Origin of the sequence: Micromonospora sp. NBC_00821 (assembly GCF_036347035.1) — a bacterium.
Taxonomy (GTDB): Bacteria; Actinomycetota; Actinomycetes; order Mycobacteriales; family Micromonosporaceae; genus Micromonospora; species Micromonospora hortensis.
In genome coordinates this window covers 3757921-3777054 of the sequence record NZ_CP108880.1, presented here as the reverse complement: position 1 = coordinate 3777054, position 19134 = coordinate 3757921, and the positions used below count along the sequence as shown (strand labels likewise).

The following is a 19134-nucleotide window of genomic DNA, read 5'->3' as shown; positions in this document are numbered from 1 at the left end:
GTGCAGAAGCAAGCTGGTGAGAGTGGCGCAGGACGAATGAGAACTGACATCAGTCTGCTCGGCTGCTTCGACCCCACCGAGGCGCGATTCGATAATGCACATTATGTAAAGTAGCGCGTTCCGAGGGTCCCCTCTCGGCCTGGCGACAGGGGTCAGTCGCGCATCAGGCCGGGCGGACACGCGTCCTCGTCCGGCCCGACGAGGCGCGCGTTGACCAGCGGGTTGCGCCGCAGGATCGTCAGCACGGCAAGGCTGGCGCCGACGTCGGCCCAGGTGTCGTCCCACAGGGCCGAGACGAGCCAGGAGCGATCCGCCGGAAAGAACAGGTCGGGCAGCGCACCGTCGCTGCCGCGCATGTGACCGACACGCCAGGCGAGAGCCTGTTCCGGTCCGGCCTGGACCAACACGTAGGACCAGTCCCCGTAGAGGGACACCCTCGCGGCGCTCGGAAAGACGACGTCGTGGGCGCCGGTGTCGAGAAAGCCGAGCCACCAGGGCTGATCCGACGTGCACGACACCAGTTCGTCGATCACCGCACGTTCGTGGGCGTGGAACTCGACATCCTCTGGCCGGTGGAACGTGCCGTACGCCTCGTATATCGGCGGGATCGCCGTGGTGACCGACAGACCCTGCGTGGTGCGCCCGGCGAGCCAGGCGACGTCGCTGGCCGTGCCGAGCCGCCAGTTGCGCCCGTCCTTGCTGACGTCCCTGGGCTCCGTCGGGATCGTTGTGTCCCGCGTCCCGCTGTCGACGGCGGCGGGTGACGCGTATGGAGCCCACCCGGCTCGGCCAGCGGCCCGCCACTGGTGCCCCTCGGAGCAGACCAGATCCGTCGGACCGTCGAGGTCCCGGTACACGATGGGTGTGCCGGGTCGACCGCAGGTGGGACACGTGGCGGCGAGCGACGTCATGCCGCGCACGTTACGTGCTTCTCGGTCAGCTCCAGCCGTACTCGTGGCGGTTCGGGATGAGGTCCCCCTCTCCCCCTGGCTCACCGCTTCCCGGATACGCGAAATTGCTGCATAATATCCCTTATGCATGACAAACAGGACGAATCGCTCGTGGTGCTGATCGAGGAGTTCCTGACCGCGCGGGCCACCCGTAAGCCCTCCCCCCACACCCTGGCCGCGTACCGCAGGGATCTGCACGCAGTCGCGGCCCTGGTCGCGGAGGCCACTCCCCTCCCCCTCGACGCGCTGTCGATCACCGACCTCTCCCCCCGTGTGATGCGGGCGGCCTTCGCCCGGTTCGCCGCTCCCCGGGCACCCGCGTCGGTGCATCGGGCCTGGTCCACCTGGAACAGTTTCTTCACGTTCCTGGTCGCTGACGGGTTCGTGGCGGGCAACCCGATGCCGGCGGTCGGGCGGCCCCGGGCGCTACTCCCCCAGCCGAAGCCGCTGCGCGGCGCGGACACCCCCGAGGTGCTGCTCGCGTCCGCCGCGCGCGAGGACGGTCGTCAACGCGACCCGTGGCCGGAGCGCGACCTGGCGGTGTTGGCGGTGGCGCTCTGCGCCGGGCTGCGCCTGTCGGAGCTGCTGGCGTTGCGCGTCGACTCGCTGGGCGGCCGGGCCGGTGAGCGGCGGGTCGAGGTGGCGGGCAAGGGTGGGCGGCCTCGGGTGGTGCCGATCGAGGCGGATCTGGATCGGGTGCTGCGGGACTACCTGGACAGTCGGGTGCGGCGCTTCGGTTCGCGGTCGGTACGCCCCGACTCGCCGTTTCTGGTGGATCGGCGTGGTGAGCCGTTGCGCCGTGGTGGCCTGCAGTATCTCGTCGAGTCGTGTTACCGGCGGGCCGGCATCGGCGACCGGGTGCCGCGTGGTGCGCGGCTGCACGCGCTGCGGCACACCTTCGCTACCCGGTTGGCGGAGGACGGTGCGAGCGCGGCGGAGATCATGCGGTTGTTGGGGCACGCGTCGTTGGCGTCGTCGCAGACGTACATCGAGGTGACGGCCGGGCAGCAGCGTGACGCGGTCCGCGCCAACCGGACCAACCGCGCGTTGGCGGGTCTGGTGCCGCCCGGGTGAGGGTGGTCAGTGTGCGCGGTGGCCGGTGCCGTCGGCGGTGACGGGCAGGGGGCCGAGGACGGCGTTGATGATGTGGATGCGGGCGTTGGTGGCCTGGTAGTCGGCGCAGACCGTGTCGGCGCGGTCGCCGAGGCGGGCGGTGGGCCCGGTGCGGGTGACGGTGACGGTGACGCCGTCGAGGGTGGTGGCGGTGCCGGCGGTGGTGAGGTCGGTGATCGGGTGGGCTCCGGTGATGAGGTGGGCTTTCAGCAGGGTGCGGAGCTGGTCGGTGTGGTGGGTCATGAGGTCGTCCCAGTTGTCCTCGGAGAACGTGGCGGCGAAGGCGTCGTCGGAGGGGGCCAGGAGGGTGACGCCGTCGGCGGCGGGCAGGTCGGTGAGGACGCCGCTGGTGCGCACTGCCGCTTCGAACGTGGTGAGGGTGGGGATCCAGCGCAGCGCCTGGTCGACGGGTTGCCCGGCGAGGAAGCTCGGGTTGCCGGGGTCGGTGCCGGTGGGCAGGGCGGCGCAGAGTGGCCCGGTGGGCTGGGGTGCGGTGCTCGCGGGCGCGGCATCCGTGTGGGGAGCTGCGGGGTTGCCGGTGCAGGCGGCGAGCAGCAGGGTCGGCACGAGCAGGCCGAGCGTCCGTCGGACGCGCCGAGCGCCGTGGGGTCGTCGGGGTTGTCGCTGTGGGGTGGCGGGGTGCGACACGGCGGCCTCCACGGGTGCGGGGGTTGCTGGTGAGGTGCCGGCGGCGCGGGTGTGGGGCCCGCGCCGCCGGCGTGATGGCTCGCTACTTGTCGGTCACAGTGCCGCGCACTGGCTGGTGCGGGGGCCGTGCACGGTGTTGGCGATGCCGAGGTTGGTCGGGGTGGCGCTGTTCGCGGTGCAGTTGAGCGGGCCGCGGATGGTGGTGCCGGCCAGCACGGGTGCGTCGGTGCCGGTGGTGTTGCCGGACAGGTCGACGGGGCCGGCGATGGTGGCGTCGATGATGGAGATCGTGTCGGTGGTGGCGATGCGGACCGGGCCGTTGATGGTGCTGTCGGCGAGCAGGATGCCGGCGGCCCTGGTGGCGGTGAGTGGGCCGCTGATTGTCGTTGCTGTCGTGACGAGTGCCGCGCCGGCCCGGACGGTGACCGGGCCGTTGATGGTGGCGTCGTCGGCGCAGGTGAAGCCGGTGACGGTCAGGGGTCCGTTGCGGCGGCCGGTGAGGGTGGGGTAGACGCGTTCGCCGTCGGTCAGCTTCTCCACGCCCTTGCCGTCGAGGAGCAGGGGGATGAGGCCGCGTTCGGGTTGGTTGAGGGGGACGTAGTGCTCGTCGCCGATCGTGATGACCTTCCAGCCGTGGGCGGCGATGCGCTGGGCGACTGTGGTGCCGATGCCACCGGGTCCGTCGGTGCGGGCGCCGTTGTACTGCGCGTCGGTGAGTTTGTAGGCGCAGGGCGGGGTGTCGAGGATCAGGTCGGCGGGGGGCGCGTCGAGTGGTGGTGGGCTGTCGCCGGGGTGCGGTGCCGGGTGGGCGGGGATGGGGCGGGAGCCGCGGAAGACGAGTCGGCCGGTGTTGGCGGCTTGGGATTCGATGGCTTCGCTGCGGGCCTTCAGGATGTCGGCGCGGTCGGCGCGGTGGTAGTCGAGGAACTGGTGGAACGTCCACAGGGCCGAGTAGGTCTTGCGGCGTCGGTTGTTGGCGGTGTTGCCCTCGTCGGGACGGGTCTGGCCGCCGGAGCTGCGCAGTTCCAGCAGGGAGTTGGTGACGTTCTTGAGCCCGAGGGTGTTGCGCAGGATGGTCTCTTCGCTGAGGCCGACGTTGCCGCCGCCTTCGCAACCGTAGGGGCAGGCCCACCAGCCGGCTTCGGCGCCCTTGGCGTACATGTGGCCTTCGATCATGTCCTGGGACTGGTCGAAGATGGGTTGGGCGACGTTCTGGTGCCGTGGGGGCAGCATCGGCAGGTCGCCGGCGCGGGAGTTGCCGAACTCGTGGCCGTCGTAGCCGGCGACGGGTCGGTAGTCGCGGACCATTGTGATGTACGCGGTGGTCTCGGGTTGGCGGATCAGGGAGTAGTCGCGGTTGAGGTCCTGGCCGGTGGAGTTGCCGCGGGTGTTGTTGGCGCGGCCGTCTCCGTTGATGGTGGGGACGATCAGGACGGTGGTGTGGCTGAGCAGGTCGGTGATGCGGGGGTCGGTGCTGAAGGCGAGTTGGCGGGCCATGATGAGGCAGGCTTCGCGGTCGCCGGGTTCGTTGCCGTGCACGTTGCAGTTGATGGCCACGGGTGCGGTGGCGGCGACGGCTTGCGGGGTGGCCGCCGGGGTGGGGTGGCCGATGACGAGCATGTTGATGGGTCGGTTCTGGACGGTGCGGCCGAGTTCGACGACGCGTACGCGGTCGCTGAGGGCGTCGATGGCTGCGGTGTAGGCGTACTCGTCGGTGTCGCTGGTGTACTGCGCGGCGTGGGTGGTTTCCCAGCCGGTGCGTAGGTGCTCGCCGGGGGTGGTGGGGTTGCCCCAGGGTGCGGTGGTGGTGGCGGTGACTGGTTCGGAGTAGGGCTGTTCGGTGGTGCCGGTGCGGGCGCGTACGCGCCATTGGAAGGTGTCGCCGGGGTTGTAGCCGGCGTCGGCGAAGGTGGGTGCCTGTTGGTTGATCTGGCGGTTGGGTCGCCAGATGCCGACGATGGTGGGTGTGCCGGTGGGGGTGTTGTCGGCGTCGACGGGGGTGCGTTCGATCTGGTAGTCGGTGGCGCCGTCGACGGGTTGCCAGGCGAGGGTGGTGTATCCGTCGGCCTGGTGTGCGGTGAGGGCGGTGACCTGGTCGGGTGGTGCGGCGTTGTGGGCGTTGGCGGGGGTGGCTGCGGTGGTGAGGGTGACGGCGATGAGGGTGGACACGGCGATGAGGGTGGGTCGCTGGCGTCTCATGTGGCCTCCGACGAGTTGATCGTGGCGCGTGTCGACCAGCATGGTTGTCGAGGTCCGTCGATGCAATGATCTTGAGGGAATCTTGCGACTTGGCGGTCCGCTCCCCCGCCGACCCTTGATCGACTCGGCTTTCAGGAAGGCGCGGTGTCCGGGGCGCGGGGATGCGCCGGTTCAGGAAGCCGGGGCAGCGGCAGGCCGAACGGTCGGCGCGGTGAGGCGTCGCGGTCAGCGGGCGTGGCGCAGAGCCCAGTCGAGGGCGACGTCGGCGATGCGCTGCCAGCCCTGCTGGGCGGGCAGCAGGTGCGCGTACCCCTCGAAGAGCTCGACCTCGGTGATGGTGTCGCCCTTGTAGTGAGCGGCGTTGGCGCGTTGCACGCTGGGCGGCATGATGTGGTCTTCCGAGCCGGAGATGAACAGCAGCGGCGCGCGCTGGTCGTTGCGGTAGTTGACGGCGATGTCCTGGGGGCCGGGCAGCAGGTTGGCCAGGACGCTGTCCCAGAGGATGCCGCCGGCGGCGGGGATGGCGTAGCGCTCGTACAGGGCGCGGGCGGTCTGCTCGTCGAAGGTGTTGGTGAACGCGTAGTTCCACTGTTCGAAGGTGAACCCGACGGCCCGGTGCCGGTTGGCGGGGTTGCGCAGCACCGGGAAGGTGGAGCGCAGCTGTGAGAGGGGGGTCACCGTGACACCTTCGGTGGGTGCCGAGTTGAGCACGACCGCCGAGGCGCCGTAGCCGCGGTCGAGCAGCACCTGGGTGAACGCCCCGCCGGCGGAGTGGCCCATGAGGATGGGTGGCGTGGGCAGCGCGTCGAGCACCTCGGACAGGTGCGCGATGATCTGTGGTGCGGTCAGCGTCTCCAACGGCCTGGGGTCGGCGTTGATCGCCTCGACCTCGCCTTCCAGCCCGGGGTACGTGGGAGTGAGCACCCGCAAGCCCTTGTCCTGGTAGTGGGTGACCCAGTGTTCCCAGCTGCGGGGGGTGACCCAGAACCCGTGGATGAGGACGATCGTGTCCGGCGTGTCGCTCATGGTCAGCTCCCTGTGGTGTCGGGGGTGGCGATGGCGCGACAGCGTGGTGTCGGCGAGCCCACCCTAGACATTCGTGAGCCGCGATGCGGCCGGTTGGGCGATGATGTTCAGCCGAGGTCGACCAGCAGGGGGCGGTGGTCGGAGATGGTGGACGCGGGCGCGGTGACAGCGCGTACGGGTGGGAGCTGGTCGAGGGCGTGCCGGTCGGCGAGGATGTGGTCGAGTTGGACGCGGGGCTGCCCGGACGGGTAGGTGGGGCGTCGGCCCAGGGGGTGCCAGCCGGAGATGAGCCGGGCCGCGCCGGCGGGCAGGTTGAGGTCGCCGAGCAGGACGCGGGGCCCGGGTAGCGCGCGCAGGGCACGGACGGTCTGACGTAGTTGGCGGGCGTTCCAGCCGGGCACGAAGGACAGGTGGGTCGCGGCGACGGTGAGGGGGCCGTGCGGGGTGTCCAGGACGGCGGCGAGGACCACGCGGGGTTCGTCGTGCAGCAGGATCAGGCCGCCGCGGGGGCCGGGCACGTAGACCGGTGAGCGCACCGGCGCCGGCTTGAGGCGGGTGACCTGCCAGCTGCGTACGGGGTGTCGGCTGATCAGCCCGATGCCGTAGCAGGGTTCGCCGTGGCCGTCGTCGTCGTGGCGCAGTGGGCGGAACTGTTCGCCGGGGGTGCCGACGACGGCGGCGGCGAAGCGGTGATGCGGTGCGCCGAGGGCGCGGGCGGCGATGGCGGTGAGGTCGAGGTGGCCGCTGCGGCGTTGGTCGCGGTCGACCTCCTGAAGGGCGAGCACGTCGGCGTCGAGGGCCCCGATGGCGGCGGCGAGTCGGTCGGAGTCGACGAGCCCGTCGGTGAGGGACCGTCCGTGCAGCAGGTTGAAGGTGGCCAGGCGCACTCCTGCACCTTACGTGCCCGTGGCATGGTTGCCCGGTGGTGAAGGTCTTGCTGTGTTCGATGCTGGTGTTCGTGGCGGTCGGAGCGTTGGGGGTGTGGTTGCGGCGTACGCGGGGTCGGTGACCGGGTGAGGCTGGCCACTCGGGTGCCGCCGGGGCGCGTCGGGTGGGCAGACTTGCTGCCCGTGGACGCCGTGACGCTGAGTACCCTGCTGGCCGCCGCCGCGATGGCCGGGTGGGTCGATGCCGTGGTCGGTGGTGGCGGGTTGTTGCTGCTGCCGGCGTTGTTGGTGGCCGCCCCGGGGTTGCCGGTGGCCACCGCGTTGGGCACGAACAAGTTGGCCGCGATCTTCGGTACGGCCACGGCGGCGGCGACGTACGCCCGCAGGACGACAGTCGACTGGCGGGTGGCGGGCCCGGCGGCGGGGTTCGCGGTGCTCAGCGCGGGTGTGGGCGCGGCGCTGGCCGGGGCGGTGCCGGCGTCGGCGTACCGGCCGGTCGTGCTGGTGGTGCTGGTGTCGGTGGCGGTGTTCGTGCTGCTGCGTCCCCGGATGGGGGTGGTGGCGGTGCCGGCGAAGCGCACCCCGCTGCGGGTGGCGATGGTGATCGCGGTGGCCGGGGTGGCGATCGCCCTGTACGACGGGTTGATCGGTCCGGGCACCGGCACGTTCCTGGTGTTGGCGTTCACCGCCCTGGTGGGCGCGGATTTCGTGCACGGCTCGGCGATGGCGAAGGTCGTCAACGCGGGGACGAACCTGGGCGCGTTGGTGGTGTTCGGGGTGACCGGGCACGTGTGGTGGTTGCTGGGCGCGGGCATGGCGGTGTGCAACATCGCCGGCGCGGTGCTGGGGGCGCGGATGGCGTTGCGCCGCGGTTCCGGGTTCGTGCGGGTGGTGTTGCTGGTCGTGGTGGTGGCCCTGGTCGCGAAGCTGGGCCACGACCAGTGGGTGAGCTAGCCGAGGCGGCTGGGTGAGTCGAAGCGCCCGGCGCGGATCTCGCGCAGGGCCCGGCGGCGGGTGTCGCCGCGCAGGGTGTCGACGTAGAGCCGCCCGTTGAGGTGGTCGGTCTCGTGTTGCAGGGCGCGGGCCAGGAATCCGCTGCCGGCGATGGTCAGCGGCTCGCCGTGCTGGTCGACGCCGTGGGCGGTGGCGTGCAGGGCCCGCACGGTCGGGAAGTACAGCCCGGGAATGGACAGGCAGCCCTCCTCGTCGTCCTGCAGCTCGTCGGACAGCTCCAGGGTGGGGTTGATGAGGTGGCCGCGGTGCCCGTCGGCGTCGTAGACGAACACCTGGGCGCTGACGCCGATCTGCGGTGCGGCGACGCCGGCGCGGCCGGGGGCGCCGAGCAGGGTGTCCATCAGGTCGGTGACGAGGGCCCGCAGCTCGGCGTCGAAGGTGGTGACCGGTTCGCATCCGGTGCGCAGGACTGGGTCGCCGATGATCCGGATGGGCCGCATGGTCATGGGGTTCAGCGTATCGCCGTGCGGTGCCGCGGTCAGCGCCCGGCCAGGGTGGCGCGGACCGGGGTGGTCTTCGCGGCGGCCTCGGCGACCTCGGCGCGTGCGTCGCTGTCCCAGGTGATGCCGCCGCCGGCCCAGGTGTGCAACCGCTGGCCGTCGGCGGCGGCGGTGCGGATGGTCAGGCCCAGGTCGACGTGGCCCGGGGCGACCCAGCCCAGCGCACCCATGCTGGCGCCCCGCCCGACCGGTTCGAGGGCGCTGATCTGGGTCAGGGCGGCGAGTTTCGGGGCGCCGGTGACGGAGCCGCCGGGGCAGGTGGCGCGCAGCAGGTCGGCGAGGCCGAGGCCGTCGGCGGCGGCGGCGCGGACTGTCGACTCGGCCTGCCACAGGTCGCACCAGCGGCGCACGGCGAACAACTCGTCGACGGTGACGGTGCCGGTGCGGGCGATGCGGGCGAGGTCGTTGCGTTCCAGGTCGACGATCATGATGTGTTCGGCGCGTTCCTTCGCGCTGGTGAGCAGTTCGGCGCGGCCGGTGGCGGTGGCCGGGCGGGTGCCCTTGATCGGTCGGGTGATCACCTGCCCGTCGGTGACCTCGACGAGGGTTTCCGGGGAGGCGCAGCCGATGGCCCAGCCGTCGCCGGTGAGGACGCCGCCGTAGCGGGCGCCGGGGAGCGCGCCGAGGCGGCGCAGGGCCGGCAGCGGGTCGCCGGTGTAGGGGGCGGCGGCGTGGCCGACGATGTTGCTCTGGTAGACGTCGCCGCGGCCGATGGCGGCGCGGACCGCGTCGACGGCGGCGGCGTGCTGGTCGGGGGTCCAGCTCTCGGCCCACTCGCCGAGCCACCACGGCGGCGGTGGACCGGGCCGGGTGACCCGGGTGGGGCCGTGCTGGTAGACGACGACGGCGAGGTCGGGCAGGGTCGGCGCGGGCTCCGGCGCCCCGGTGGGTGCGCCGGCCAGCAGCGCCCCGGCGGCGGCGGACAGGTACAGCGCCGCGCCGCAGACCCCGGTGCCGTGCTGGCCGGTGGCGGGTCGGGTCAGGTCGTGCAGGGGCAGGCCGTGGGCGGCGAGGAACTCCTCGGCGAGGGCCGCGGGGTCGCCGCCGTCTCCGCGGGACCAGTGCAGGCGGGCGCGTTCGGTCAGCGCGCCCCGGCACGCGGCCGGCGAGGCGGGTACATCGATCGATGCCGCCGGGCCGCTGTCCGTGGCCCCCATAGCCGGGCCGCTGTCCGCGGCATCCACGTGTGGGAGCGTTTCCACGCCGTACGGTCCAACCTTCCTCATCCGTTCAGTGGATTTCCCGTGCACCAGGCGGGCACCTGCTCGATGCTGGACACTTTCGCTTGGTACTGTGCGTCACTGGTCATGTGAACCATGACACAGTGCCCCCACAGTCCGGAGAACCCGATGTGCCAGCACCAACCGACCTGCCCCTCCGCTGAAGCTACCGACCGGGAAGCCGCGCGGGTCCTCGCCTGCTTCCGTGAGCAGGGCTGGAGCCTGCTCTGCAACGGTGTGATCGTCTTCGAGGACACCGGCGAGCTGCTTCCCGACGGCAGCAGCATCGCACCGCACCGCGGCCCCGCCCGCCACGCCCTCGTGGCCTGACCGACCACTCAGCGTCACCGTTTAGCCGCCGTCGACCCAGGCTAGTCCCCCGGTAAGGGACGTCCCCGCCCAGGTCGCAGCGGCTGCCGGGGCAGGCCGTACCGCCCGCCCCGGCGCGCCGTCGTCAGTCCTCGAACGCCTCCGGCGACGGGCACGAGCAGACCAGGTTCCGGTCGCCGTACGCGCCGTCGATGCGCCGCACCGGCGGCCAGTACTTGCCGGCCCGGTCCACCCCGGCCGGGTACGCGCCCACCGACCGCGGGTACGCGTGCGACCACTCGTCACCGCTGACCATCGCCGCGGTGTGCGGCGCGTTGCCCAGGGGGTTGTCCCCGAGCGGCCACGCCCCGGAACCCACCTGCTCGATCTCCGCGCGGATCGCGATCATCGCGTCGCAGAACCGGTCCAGCTCGGCCAGGTCCTCGCTCTCGGTCGGCTCCACCATCAGCGTCCCCGCCACCGGGAACGACATCGTGGGCGCGTGGAAGCCGTAGTCGATCAGCCGCTTCGCCACGTCGTCGACGCTCACCCCGGTCGCCTTCGTCAACGGCCGCAGGTCGAGGATGCACTCGTGGGCCACCAGGCCCTTGTTGCCGGCGTACAGCACCGGGAAGTGCCCCCGCAGCCGCGCCGCCACGTAGTTCGCCGCGAGGACCGCCACACCGGTGGCCCGGGTCAGGCCCTCGGCACCCATCATCCGCAGGTACGCCCACGGGATCGGCAGGATCCCCGCCGACCCGTACTTCGCCGCCGAGATCGCCGGCGTGGCGTCGACGTGGGCGCCCAGCGGGTCACCGGGCAGGAACGGCGCCAGGTGCGCGCGGACCGCCACCGGGCCCACCCCGGGGCCACCGCCGCCGTGCGGGATGCAGAACGTCTTGTGCAGGTTCAGGTGCGACACGTCCGCGCCGAACTTGCCGGGCTTGGCGAACCCGACCAGGGCGTTGAGGTTCGCCCCGTCGACGTACACCTGACCGCCGGCGTCGTGGACCTTCGCGCACAGCGACGCGATGCCCGTCTCGTACACGCCGTGCGTCGACGGGTACGTCACCATGATCGCGGCGAGCGCGTCGCGGTGCTTCTCGATCTTCGCGTCCAGGTCGACGAGGTCGACGTTGCCGTCGTCGTCGCAGGCCACCACGACGACCCGCATGCCGGCCATCACCGCCGACGCCGCGTTCGTGCCGTGCGCCGACGACGGGATCAGGCACACGTCGCGGTGCGTCTCACCCCGCGACGCGTGGTACGAGCGGATCGCCAGCAACCCGGCCAGCTCACCCTGCGAACCGGCGTTGGGCTGCACGCTCACCGCGTCGTAGCCGGTCACCTCGGCCAGCCACGACTCCAGCTGACCGATCATCTCCCGGTACCCGGCGGTCTGCGCGTCCGGCGCGAACGGGTGGATGTTCGCGAACTCCGCCCAGCTGACCGGCTCCATCTCGGTCGTCGCGTTCAGCTTCATCGTGCACGACCCGAGCGGGATCATGCCCCGGTCCAGGGCGTAGTCGAAGTCCGACAACCGCCGCAGGTAGCGCAGCATCGCCGTCTCCGAGTGGTGGCTGCGGAACACCGGGTGGGTGAGGAAGTCGCTGTCGCGCCGCAGGTCGACAGGCAGGGCCGCGTCCGCGTCGCCGTCGAACGCGGGCACCCCGAACGCCTCCCACACCTGCGCCAGGTGCGCGTCGGTAGTGGTCTCGTCGCAGGACACCCCCACCCGGTCGGCGTCGACCAGCCGCAGGTTGACACCACGGTCCGCGGCGGCCGCCACCACCTCGGCAGCCGCGCCCGGCACGGTCGCGGTGACGGTGTCGAAGAACGCGACGTCCGCGACGTCCACCCCACCGGCGCGCAACCCGGCCGCGAGCCGGGCCGCCATCGCATGGGTACGCGTCGCGATGTCCCGCAGCCCGTCGGGGCCGTGGTACACGGCGTACATGCCGGCCATCACCGCGAGCAGCACCTGCGCGGTGCAGATGTTGCTGGTCGCCTTCTCCCGCCGGATGTGCTGCTCACGGGTCTGCAACGCCAACCGGTAGGCCGGGTTGCCGTCCGCGTCGCGCGACACCCCGACCAGGCGTCCGGGCAGCATCCGCTCCAGGCCCGAGCGCACCGCCAGGTAACCGGCGTGCGGCCCACCGAAGCCCATCGGTACGCCGAAACGCTGGGTGGTGCCGGCGGCGATGTCCGCGCCGATCTGCCCCGGGGCGCGCAGCAGCGTCAATGCCAGCAGGTCCGCCGCGACGGTCACGAGGGCGCCGACGGCGTGCGCCGCCTCCACGAGGCCGGCGTGGTCGCGCACCGCCCCGGACGCCCCCGGGTACTGCAGGTGCAGGCCGAAGAACTCCGCCGGCAACTCGTCGCGCTGCACGTCGAGGACCCGCACGTCGATGCCGAGCGGCTCGGCCCGGCTGGTGATCACGGCGATGGTCTGCGGCAACGCGTCGGCGTCGACGACGTACACCCGGCTCTTGCTCTTGGAGGCCCGCCGCGCCAGGGTCATCGCCTCCGCCGCCGCGGTGCCCTCGTCGAGCATGGAGGCGTTCGCGGTGGCCAACCCGGTCAGGTCGGTGACCATGGTCTGGAAGTTCAGCAGCGCCTCGAGGCGGCCCTGGCTGATCTCCGGCTGGTACGGCGTGTACGCCGTGTACCAGGCCGGGTCCTCCAGCACGTTGCGGCGGATCACGGCCGGGGTGTGCGTGCCGTGGTACCCCAACCCGATCATGGAGACGGCGACGGTGTTGCGCGCCGCGAGGGCCCGCAGCTCGGCGATCGTCTCGGCCTCGGTGGCCGGGTCGGGCAGGTCGAGGGTGCCGTGCCAGCGGATCACCTCGGGGATCGCGGCGTCCATCAGCTCGTCGATCGAGTCGTGCCCGACGACCTCCAGCATCCGACGCTCATCGTCGGGGCCGGGACCGATGTGACGGGTGGCGAACTGCTCTACGGTCATAGGGGGCACTCCCGGGGCGAGGTCGACGTGTCGGCCTCCCCCTCTGTCGCACCCACAGGGGCGCTCCACAGTGCCTGCCCACGAGGTCCTTTTGCCTGAGAGGTTCCGGGGAGGATTTGCCCCTTCGGCGCCGCCCTGCGTGCTGTCGGGCGGTCTCTCCCACGTGGGTGTTACCGGCGCGCTCAACGCTACCAGCGTCGGTGTTTCCGGCGGATGTCCTACCCCCCCGGGCCCTCGGGGCCCCACCGTCACACCTTGAGTGGGGCTCCAGTGGCGACCCGCGCGGCGAGCTGCGGCAGCACCGCGCCCAGCGGCGCGTCGACGCACACTGTGGCGTGGCCGTCACCCCGGGTCGACCCCTGGTTGACGATCGCGACCGGGATGCCCCGTTTCGCGGCCCGAATCACGAACCGGCGCCCCGACATCACCGTCAACGACGACCCGAGCACCAGCAACGAGCGGGCCTGCTCCACGGCCGCGAAACACCGCGCCACCCGCTGCGCCGGCACCGTCTCACCGAAGAACACCACGTCCGGTTTCAGCATCCCGGTGCCGCAGATCCCGCAGTCCACCGGCCGGAACGCCGCCACCTGCTCATCAGGGAGATCAACATCACCGTCCGGGTTGATCGCGGCGACGCGGGCCACGAACTCCGGGTTGGCCTCGCGCAGCCGCCGGTGAAGCTCCTCCCGGGAGGTCAGGTTGCCGCAGTCCAGACAGGTCACCTCATCGAGGCGGCCGTGCAGCTCGATCACCGACGGGCTACCGGCCGCACCGTGCAGACCGTCGACGTTCTGGGTGATCACCGTGTCGACCAGCCCGGCGTGTTGCAGCCCGGCCACCGCACGGTGCCCGGCGTTGGGCGCCGCGCCCGCGATCAACCGCCAGCCCAGGTGACTGCGCGCCCAGTAGCGCCGCCGGGCCAGGGGATCACTGGTGAACGCCTGGAAGGTCATCGGCGTGTGCCGCCGCGCCACCCCGCTGGGCCCCCGGTAGTCCGGAATACCCGACTCGGTGGACAGGCCGGCGCCGCTGAGCACCACCACCCCACCACCGGCTACCAGTGAGGCCAACGCGTCGAAGCTCTCCATCACCTCTCCATGCTGCCTCAACCGGCTCGCCAACGCCGAGCCCCGCCCCGGGTGGCGGCCCCACCCGGGGCGGGGCCCGCCGACGGTTATACCGCGACGACGTCGGCGACGACGCAGGCGATGTTGTCCGGCGCGCCCTCGGCCCGCGCCAGATCGATCAGCGCCCGCACCGTGTTCCCGGGATCGTCCGTCACGGCCAACGCCGACCCCAACTCGGCCCGGCCGACGACCGCGGACAGCCCGTCGGAGCACAACAGGTACCGGTCACCCGGCAACGCGGTCCGCAGCGCCAGGTCCGCCTCGACCTGCCGGCCGCCACCGAGGGCACGCACCAGCACCGCGCGCTGCGGATGCGTCGCGGCCTGGTCCCGGTCGAGCCGGCCCTGATCGACCTGGGCCTGCACCCACGTGTGGTCCTGCGTGAGCAGCGACAGCTCACCGCCGCGCAGCAGGTAGGCCCGGGTGTCACCGACGTGCACCAACGCCAGCCGGGAACCGCTGAGCAGCAGCGCGGTCAACGTGGTGACCGGCTGGTCGGTGTCGGTGGCCAACGCGTGCACGGCGCGGTCGGCGTCGCTCACCGCGCCCGCCAACATCGTCAGCAGGTCGGCCGCCGGCACGTCGGCGAACGCCAACGGCTTCAGGGCGTCAACGGCGGCGGCGCTGGCGGCCGCGCCGCCGGGCCCCCGCATACCGTCGGCCACGGCGAGCAACCGCTCGTCGGCGTACGCGGTGTCCTCGTTGCTGTCGCGCACCAGGCCGGTGTCCCCACCGGCGGCGCAGCGGACGACAACTGTGGGATTCGGGTCAGACATGGTGGCGCCCCCTTCAGACAGGTGGTCCACGAGGAGGGTGGCGAGCCGGGCGCGGGCCGCGGTGTCGGCGCTGACCTGCCGCCAGTACGCGGTGACCGCCTCAGCCGCCGCCGCCGGCTCCAGGCCGCACACGACCCGGATCGTCGCCAGCGGCATACCGAGCCGACGCAACTGGGCGACCAGCCGCGCCACCGGCAGCTGAACCGGGTCGTAGAGCCGGTAACCGGACTCCGGATCGACAGCGGCCGGCACCAGCAGCCCCACCTGGTCGTACAGGCGCAACGCCTTCGGCGTCAGCCTCGCCGCCCGGGCGAACGCCCCGATGGTCATCAGCCCCACGTCGACATCCTCCTCGCGCCGGTCACGGCGACCGGCACCCACCAGGCTCAGGGTTACCCGAAGGTCAAGGTCAAGCCGGTGACGCCGCCCGCACCCACGGCGCCGGTAGGTTGGGCGCATGCGCGTCGTCATCGCCGGAGGCCACGGCAAGATCGCCCTACTGTTGCAACGCCACCTCGTCGGGCGCGGCGACACCGCCGTCGGCCTCATCCGCAACCCCGAGCAGACCGCGACGCTGCGCGCCGCCGGCGCCACCCCCGTCGTCTGCGACCTGGAACACACCCCGCCAGAACAGGTGGCCGAACACCTGCACGGCGCCGACGCGGTGGTCTTCGCCGCGGGCGCCGGCCCCGGCAGCGGCGCCGCCCGCAAGGACAGCGTCGACCGGGCCGCCGCCGCGCTGCTCGCCGACGCCGCCACCCGCGCCGGCGTCCACCGCTACCTGCTCGTCTCCTCCATGGGCGTGGACACACCACCCGCCCCCGGCACCGACGACGTGTGGGCGGCGTACCTGCGCGCCAAACGCGCCGCCGAGGACGACCTGCGCGGCCGCGACCTGGCCTGGACGGTGCTGCGACCCGGCCGGCTCACCGACGACCCACCCACCGGGCGGGTCACCCTCACCCCCCACGCCGGCAGTGGCGCGATCAGCCGCACCGACGTCGCCCACGTCCTCGCCGCGCTGCTCGACGAGCCGCGCACCACCGGCGCGACACTGGAGCTCGTCGACGGGCCCACCCCGATCGCCGAGGCCATCCGCGCCGCCGCCCGCTGACCGACCCGCCGCGCCGAGGAGAGAACCCATGGACCCGCAACCACTGGACTACCGCTTCACCGCACCCATCGAGAAAGACGGCGCGTTCGCCACCTACGTGACAGTGCCCGACTCCGCGGACCTGCTCGGCACCCGACGCGCCGTCAAGGTCACCGGCACCATCGACGGGCACCCGTTCAACGCCACCCTCATGCCCTCCGGCGCCGGCCCTCACTGGCTGCCCATCCGCGCCGCCCTGTGCAAGACCATCGGTAAGAGCGCCGCCGGCACCGAGGTCACCTTCCACCTCGAACAACGGCTCAGCTGACCACCCGCCGCACCGCCGGTCGCCCTCAACCGCCCGGGCGGTGCGCGGCCACCAACACCGGCCCGCCCGGGACTGTCGGAAAACGCCGAACGTCACCCAACCCGGCCCCCGCCAGCACCTCTGCCATCCGGTCGGCGTCGAAGGCGTTGCCGCCGTTGCGCACGGCGTTCCACCGGTCGACGGCCGCCCGCAACGGATCCCCCGCCGGCGGATTGGTGCCAGCCACCAGCCAACCACCAGGTCGCAGCGCCTGCACCAACCGGGGCAGCGCGAGCGCCAACGTCTGCTGGGGAAGAAACGGCGCCGGCACCCAGACCAGGTCGTACCCGCCCGGCTCGGCCACCTCCGCGACGTCCTGAAGGCGCAGCGTGATCCGATCCGCGACATCGCGCGCCTCGGCCAACTCCCCGACCGCGAGGTCCAACGCCCGTTGCAGCACGTCGATACCCACCACCGACACCCGGGGCAACGCGCGGGCCAGGGCGACAGCCAACCCCGCCACACCAGTGCCCACGTCCAGCACCCGGGCGTCCGCCGCGTCCAAGCGCTCCGCCAGCCCCGCCAACTCGGGCACCACCCGGGTCGCCAACGCCCGACCGGTCGCCGCCGACGCCCGACCCTGATGCAACAACACCTCGTCGTCCACCTGCGCCCAGCCGACCCCACCCCCACCGGAGGGCTCCTGCGCCGCCGCGGCGACCGCCTGCCGCAGCGAACTCAACCGCGCCTGCACCGCGCTGCGCCCCGTCGGCCCGTCGGCAGGCACCAGCGACGGATGCGCGACCGGCGTCCCGCCGTCCCAGGACAACAGACCGGCGGCCTCCAGCACCGCGCTGCGATGCGGCGACGCCGCGAGGACCTCGGACAGCGGAGCCGACAGGGCGTCACTCATGGTGCCGACCGCGGCCGCCAGCGCCCACGCCGACGCCTCCAACGCGGCCAGCGGATCCGCTGACCCGCCGGATGGGGACGGTGATACCGACACGACGGCGCCTCTCCCAGGGGCGGGCCACGGGTCAGCCCCGCCTGACCCCTTCGACTATGCCACCGCCGCCAACGCGCCGGGTGGGGTCCACGTCAGCGCACCCCACCCGGCGACTCAGCGCTGCTGATGCCGAGGCAACGCCGACTGACCCACCACGCCACCCACGAACGGCGCCCCCGGCGTCTCCGCCGCGATCCGATCCATCGTGCGCGCCAACTGCTCACTGCCGTCGTCGAGATGCCGCGCCGCCGCCTGCATGTGCGACACCATCATCTCGCCGAAGATCCGCAACGCCTCCCGGGTCGCCACCGTGTCGTCGAAGCTCGACCCCGCCGCGCTGCGGTACTCCGCCACCGCCCGCTCCGCCTCCTGTTTCGCCTCCGCCTCCGCCGCGTGCAGGTAACTCTCGTACTGCACCCGGGCGTACTCGGCGACCCGACGCGCATAGTCATGGGCCTGCGCGATGATCTGCTCGGCCTCCCGCTGCGCCGCCGACAGCAGATTCACCTCCCGCGCCGCCGGGACCTTCGCCGCCGCCCCCGTACTCGGAATCACCCCGTGCCGGTGCAACTCCACCCGGTCGGTCAGCCGCTCGTTCTCCGCCCGCAACGTCGCGATCTGCGTCGCCAACAGGTCCAACTCGTCAGCAACCTGCACCCGGAACCGGTCCACGTCAGCGTTGTCGTAACCACGCCGCGCGAACGACGCCGCACCGAACTCCCACCGCCGAACCCGATCGGCGGTCATCCGCACCTGCACACCGCCGGAAACCTGCATCCCGTCATACCGACTGATCGGCGTCGCACTCACCTGTGCCCACCTCCCGAGGTGTCACCCGCAGCCGACTGCTGCACCGCCGTCCGCCACGCCGGGCCATACCACTGCGCGCCCAGGCCCTCGTGGTGCACCTGACCCTCGTGGTAACCCGCCTGCACCAACGTCCGCACCGCGTGCGACACCATCTCGTCCGACCCACACACGAACACGTGCCGGGACCGCCAGTCACCGTCGGCCAACGCCCGGTCCACCGCCTGCACGAACTCCCCCGGCCGGTGCACGTCGGCACCGACCACGTACGTCACCGTCAACCACGGACACGACGACGCCAACTTGTCGATCGCATCGCTGTCGTAGAACTCGCTACGGGACCGGGCCCCCACGTACAGGTCCACCCGCCGACGAGAACCCTCCGCGGCCACCTGCTCCACCAACGCCTTCACCGGCGCCCAGCCGGTACCCGACACCAACAGCAACAGGTCACTGGAGCCCGCCGACCACAACCCCAACCGGTCCCCCACCGGCGCCGCCAGGTGGATCCGATCCCCCACCGCCGACCCGTACACCAGCCGCGACGACACCGCGCCACCCGGCGCGGCCCGCACATGCAACTCCAACGTGCCGTCCGCCCGCGGCGCGTTCGCCGGCGAGTAGTACCGCCACGACCGCACCGACGGGTGCGACACCCCGATCGACTGACCCGGCGTGAACGGCAACAGATACTGCGGACGCACCGTCACCACCGCCACGTCGAACGCCCGCCGCTCATGCGCCACGATCTCCGCCACCCACCACGGCGGATTGACCGACTCAGCGGCCTGCGCGGCCTCCATCATCACCTGGGCGACCAACCCGTACGCGGCCGTCCAGTCCGCAGCCAACTCGTCGGTCCACTGCTCGGCGAGGAAATGCTGCAACGTCGCCACCAGCGCCTCACCGACCGCCGGATAGTGCTCCGCGCGGACCGCGAACTTGCGGTGATCCGCGCCGAGATCCTGCAGGAAACCCACCAACCGATCCACCTGGTCCACGTTGGACACGATGTGACCCAACGCGGTCACGAGGCGGTCCCGCTGACCAGCCATGTTCGTGGGGAACATCTGCCGCGTCTCGGGATGGGCGAGGAACAACGTCGAGTAGAAGTAGAGCGGCACCTGGTCGCCGTGACCGGCGACCACCGACCAGCTCTGCTTGAGGCGAGCCGCGTCCAC

General features: G+C 72.2%; 18 protein-coding genes and 1 riboswitch. Of the genes, 5 read left to right on the top strand and 13 right to left on the bottom strand.

The window, feature by feature from the left end:
• Positions 1 to 152 precede the first annotated feature (152 nt).
• Positions 153 to 911, bottom strand: coding sequence for a hypothetical protein (locus OHB44_RS17350; protein ID WP_330437561.1), 759 nt, complete (start codon positions 909 to 911; stop codon positions 153 to 155).
• Between the two features lie 123 nt (positions 912 to 1034).
• Here OHB44_RS17350 and OHB44_RS17345 point away from each other — a divergent pair, with 123 nt between their 5' ends.
• Positions 1035 to 2024, top strand: coding sequence for a tyrosine-type recombinase/integrase (locus OHB44_RS17345; protein ID WP_330437560.1), 990 nt, complete (start codon positions 1035 to 1037; stop codon positions 2022 to 2024).
• Positions 2025 to 2030: 6 nt separating this feature from the next.
• Here the strand turns inward: OHB44_RS17345 and OHB44_RS17340 are convergent, their stop codons facing one another.
• From OHB44_RS17340 to OHB44_RS17325, 4 genes are all read right to left on the bottom strand, one after another.
• Positions 2031 to 2711, bottom strand: coding sequence for a fasciclin domain-containing protein (locus tag OHB44_RS17340; protein ID WP_330437559.1), 681 nt, complete (start codon positions 2709 to 2711; stop codon positions 2031 to 2033).
• A gap of 93 nt (positions 2712 to 2804) precedes the next feature.
• Entirely contained in the window at positions 2805 to 4910 is a 2106-nt protein-coding gene (locus OHB44_RS17335) for a M14 family zinc carboxypeptidase (RefSeq protein WP_330437558.1), read from the bottom strand.
• Positions 4911 to 5135: 225 nt separating this feature from the next.
• Positions 5136 to 5936 carry an alpha/beta hydrolase gene (locus tag OHB44_RS17330; protein ID WP_330437557.1) on the bottom strand — a complete coding sequence of 267 codons (801 nt, stop codon included), beginning with the start codon at positions 5934 to 5936 and terminating at the stop codon, positions 5136 to 5138.
• Positions 5937 to 6043: 107 nt separating this feature from the next.
• On the bottom strand, positions 6044 to 6823 hold the full coding sequence (locus OHB44_RS17325) for an endonuclease/exonuclease/phosphatase family protein (protein ID WP_238685661.1): 780 nt from the start codon (positions 6821 to 6823) through the stop codon (positions 6044 to 6046).
• 183 nt (positions 6824 to 7006) lie between these two features.
• Between OHB44_RS17325 and OHB44_RS17320 the strand changes: the two genes are divergently transcribed.
• Positions 7007 to 7777 carry a sulfite exporter TauE/SafE family protein gene (locus OHB44_RS17320; protein ID WP_330437556.1) on the top strand — a complete coding sequence of 257 codons (771 nt, stop codon included), beginning with the start codon at positions 7007 to 7009 and terminating at the stop codon, positions 7775 to 7777.
• Here OHB44_RS17320 and def read toward each other — a convergent pair.
• Both def and OHB44_RS17310 read right to left on the bottom strand, forming a co-directional pair.
• On the bottom strand, positions 7774 to 8283 hold the full coding sequence (gene def / locus OHB44_RS17315; protein WP_330437555.1) for a peptide deformylase: 510 nt from the start codon (positions 8281 to 8283) through the stop codon (positions 7774 to 7776). The genes OHB44_RS17320 and def overlap by 4 nt on opposite strands.
• Before the next feature lie 32 nt (positions 8284 to 8315).
• The gene (locus OHB44_RS17310; RefSeq protein ID WP_442932700.1) at positions 8316 to 9494 is read right to left on the bottom strand and encodes a chorismate-binding protein; all 1179 of its coding nucleotides are present in this window, start codon (positions 9492 to 9494) and stop codon (positions 8316 to 8318) included.
• A 192-nt stretch (positions 9495 to 9686) separates the two neighbouring features.
• Between OHB44_RS17310 and OHB44_RS17305 the strand changes: the two genes are divergently transcribed.
• The gene (locus tag OHB44_RS17305; RefSeq protein WP_007460326.1) at positions 9687 to 9887 is read left to right on the top strand and encodes a DUF5999 family protein; all 201 of its coding nucleotides are present in this window, start codon (positions 9687 to 9689) and stop codon (positions 9885 to 9887) included.
• 124 nt (positions 9888 to 10011) lie between these two features.
• Here OHB44_RS17305 and gcvP read toward each other — a convergent pair whose 3' ends face one another.
• The 3 genes from gcvP to OHB44_RS17290 form a co-directional block, all read right to left on the bottom strand.
• A complete protein-coding gene (gene gcvP, locus OHB44_RS17300) occupies positions 10012 to 12834 on the bottom strand; it encodes an aminomethyl-transferring glycine dehydrogenase (RefSeq protein WP_330437554.1) in 2823 nt (940 codons plus the stop codon).
• 73 nt (positions 12835 to 12907) lie between these two features.
• Positions 12908 to 13006, bottom strand: a riboswitch (glycine riboswitch).
• 76 nt (positions 13007 to 13082) lie between these two features.
• Positions 13083 to 13925: an NAD-dependent protein deacetylase gene (locus OHB44_RS17295; RefSeq protein ID WP_330437553.1), complete on the bottom strand. Its 843-nt coding sequence runs from the start codon at positions 13923 to 13925 to the stop codon at positions 13083 to 13085.
• An 86-nt stretch (positions 13926 to 14011) separates the two neighbouring features.
• On the bottom strand, positions 14012 to 15079 hold the full coding sequence (locus OHB44_RS17290) for a MerR family transcriptional regulator (RefSeq protein WP_330441243.1): 1068 nt from the start codon (positions 15077 to 15079) through the stop codon (positions 14012 to 14014).
• Between the two features lie 118 nt (positions 15080 to 15197).
• Between OHB44_RS17290 and OHB44_RS17285 the strand changes: the two genes are divergently transcribed.
• Both OHB44_RS17285 and OHB44_RS17280 read left to right on the top strand, forming a co-directional pair.
• Positions 15198 to 15854, top strand: a complete 657-nt coding sequence (locus OHB44_RS17285; RefSeq protein ID WP_330437552.1) for an NAD(P)-binding oxidoreductase — start codon at positions 15198 to 15200, stop codon at positions 15852 to 15854.
• A 28-nt stretch (positions 15855 to 15882) separates the two neighbouring features.
• Positions 15883 to 16161 carry a DUF1905 domain-containing protein gene (locus OHB44_RS17280; RefSeq protein WP_112587027.1) on the top strand — a complete coding sequence of 93 codons (279 nt, stop codon included), beginning with the start codon at positions 15883 to 15885 and terminating at the stop codon, positions 16159 to 16161.
• A 25-nt stretch (positions 16162 to 16186) separates the two neighbouring features.
• On the opposite strand, the gene OHB44_RS17275 is transcribed toward OHB44_RS17280, so the two are convergent.
• The 3 genes from OHB44_RS17275 to OHB44_RS17265 form a co-directional block, all read right to left on the bottom strand.
• Positions 16187 to 17146, bottom strand: coding sequence for an SAM-dependent methyltransferase (locus tag OHB44_RS17275; RefSeq protein WP_238685667.1), 960 nt, complete (start codon positions 17144 to 17146; stop codon positions 16187 to 16189).
• 114 nt (positions 17147 to 17260) lie between these two features.
• Positions 17261 to 17956, bottom strand: a complete 696-nt coding sequence (locus OHB44_RS17270; RefSeq protein WP_266302525.1) for a DivIVA domain-containing protein — start codon at positions 17954 to 17956, stop codon at positions 17261 to 17263.
• Complete coding sequence (locus tag OHB44_RS17265; protein WP_266302526.1) at positions 17953 to 19134, bottom strand: globin domain-containing protein; 1182 nt, start codon at positions 19132 to 19134, stop codon at positions 17953 to 17955. The genes OHB44_RS17270 and OHB44_RS17265 overlap by 4 nt, the downstream gene beginning before the upstream one ends.

What these genes read in the sequence shown, in the direction of transcription:
- OHB44_RS17350 (WP_330437561.1), bottom strand. Translation starts at nt 911, where the DNA reads ATGACGTCGCTCGCCGCCACGTGTCCCACCTGCGGTCGACCCGGCACA.
- OHB44_RS17345 (WP_330437560.1), top strand. Translation starts at nt 1,035, where the DNA reads ATGCATGACAAACAGGACGAATCGCTCGTGGTGCTGATCGAGGAGTTC.
- OHB44_RS17335 (WP_330437558.1), bottom strand. Translation starts at nt 4,910, where the DNA reads ATGAGACGCCAGCGACCCACCCTCATCGCCGTGTCCACCCTCATCGCC.
- OHB44_RS17330 (WP_330437557.1), bottom strand. Translation starts at nt 5,936, where the DNA reads ATGAGCGACACGCCGGACACGATCGTCCTCATCCACGGGTTCTGGGTC.
- def (WP_330437555.1), bottom strand. Translation starts at nt 8,283, where the DNA reads ATGACCATGCGGCCCATCCGGATCATCGGCGACCCAGTCCTGCGCACC.
- OHB44_RS17310 (WP_442932700.1), bottom strand. Translation starts at nt 9,494, where the DNA reads ATGGGGGCCACGGACAGCGGCCCGGCGGCATCGATCGATGTACCCGCC.
- OHB44_RS17305 (WP_007460326.1), top strand. Translation starts at nt 9,687, where the DNA reads ATGTGCCAGCACCAACCGACCTGCCCCTCCGCTGAAGCTACCGACCGG.
- gcvP (WP_330437554.1), bottom strand. Translation starts at nt 12,834, where the DNA reads ATGACCGTAGAGCAGTTCGCCACCCGTCACATCGGTCCCGGCCCCGAC.
- OHB44_RS17295 (WP_330437553.1), bottom strand. Translation starts at nt 13,925, where the DNA reads ATGGAGAGCTTCGACGCGTTGGCCTCACTGGTAGCCGGTGGTGGGGTG.
- OHB44_RS17285 (WP_330437552.1), top strand. Translation starts at nt 15,198, where the DNA reads ATGCGCGTCGTCATCGCCGGAGGCCACGGCAAGATCGCCCTACTGTTG.
- OHB44_RS17280 (WP_112587027.1), top strand. Translation starts at nt 15,883, where the DNA reads ATGGACCCGCAACCACTGGACTACCGCTTCACCGCACCCATCGAGAAA.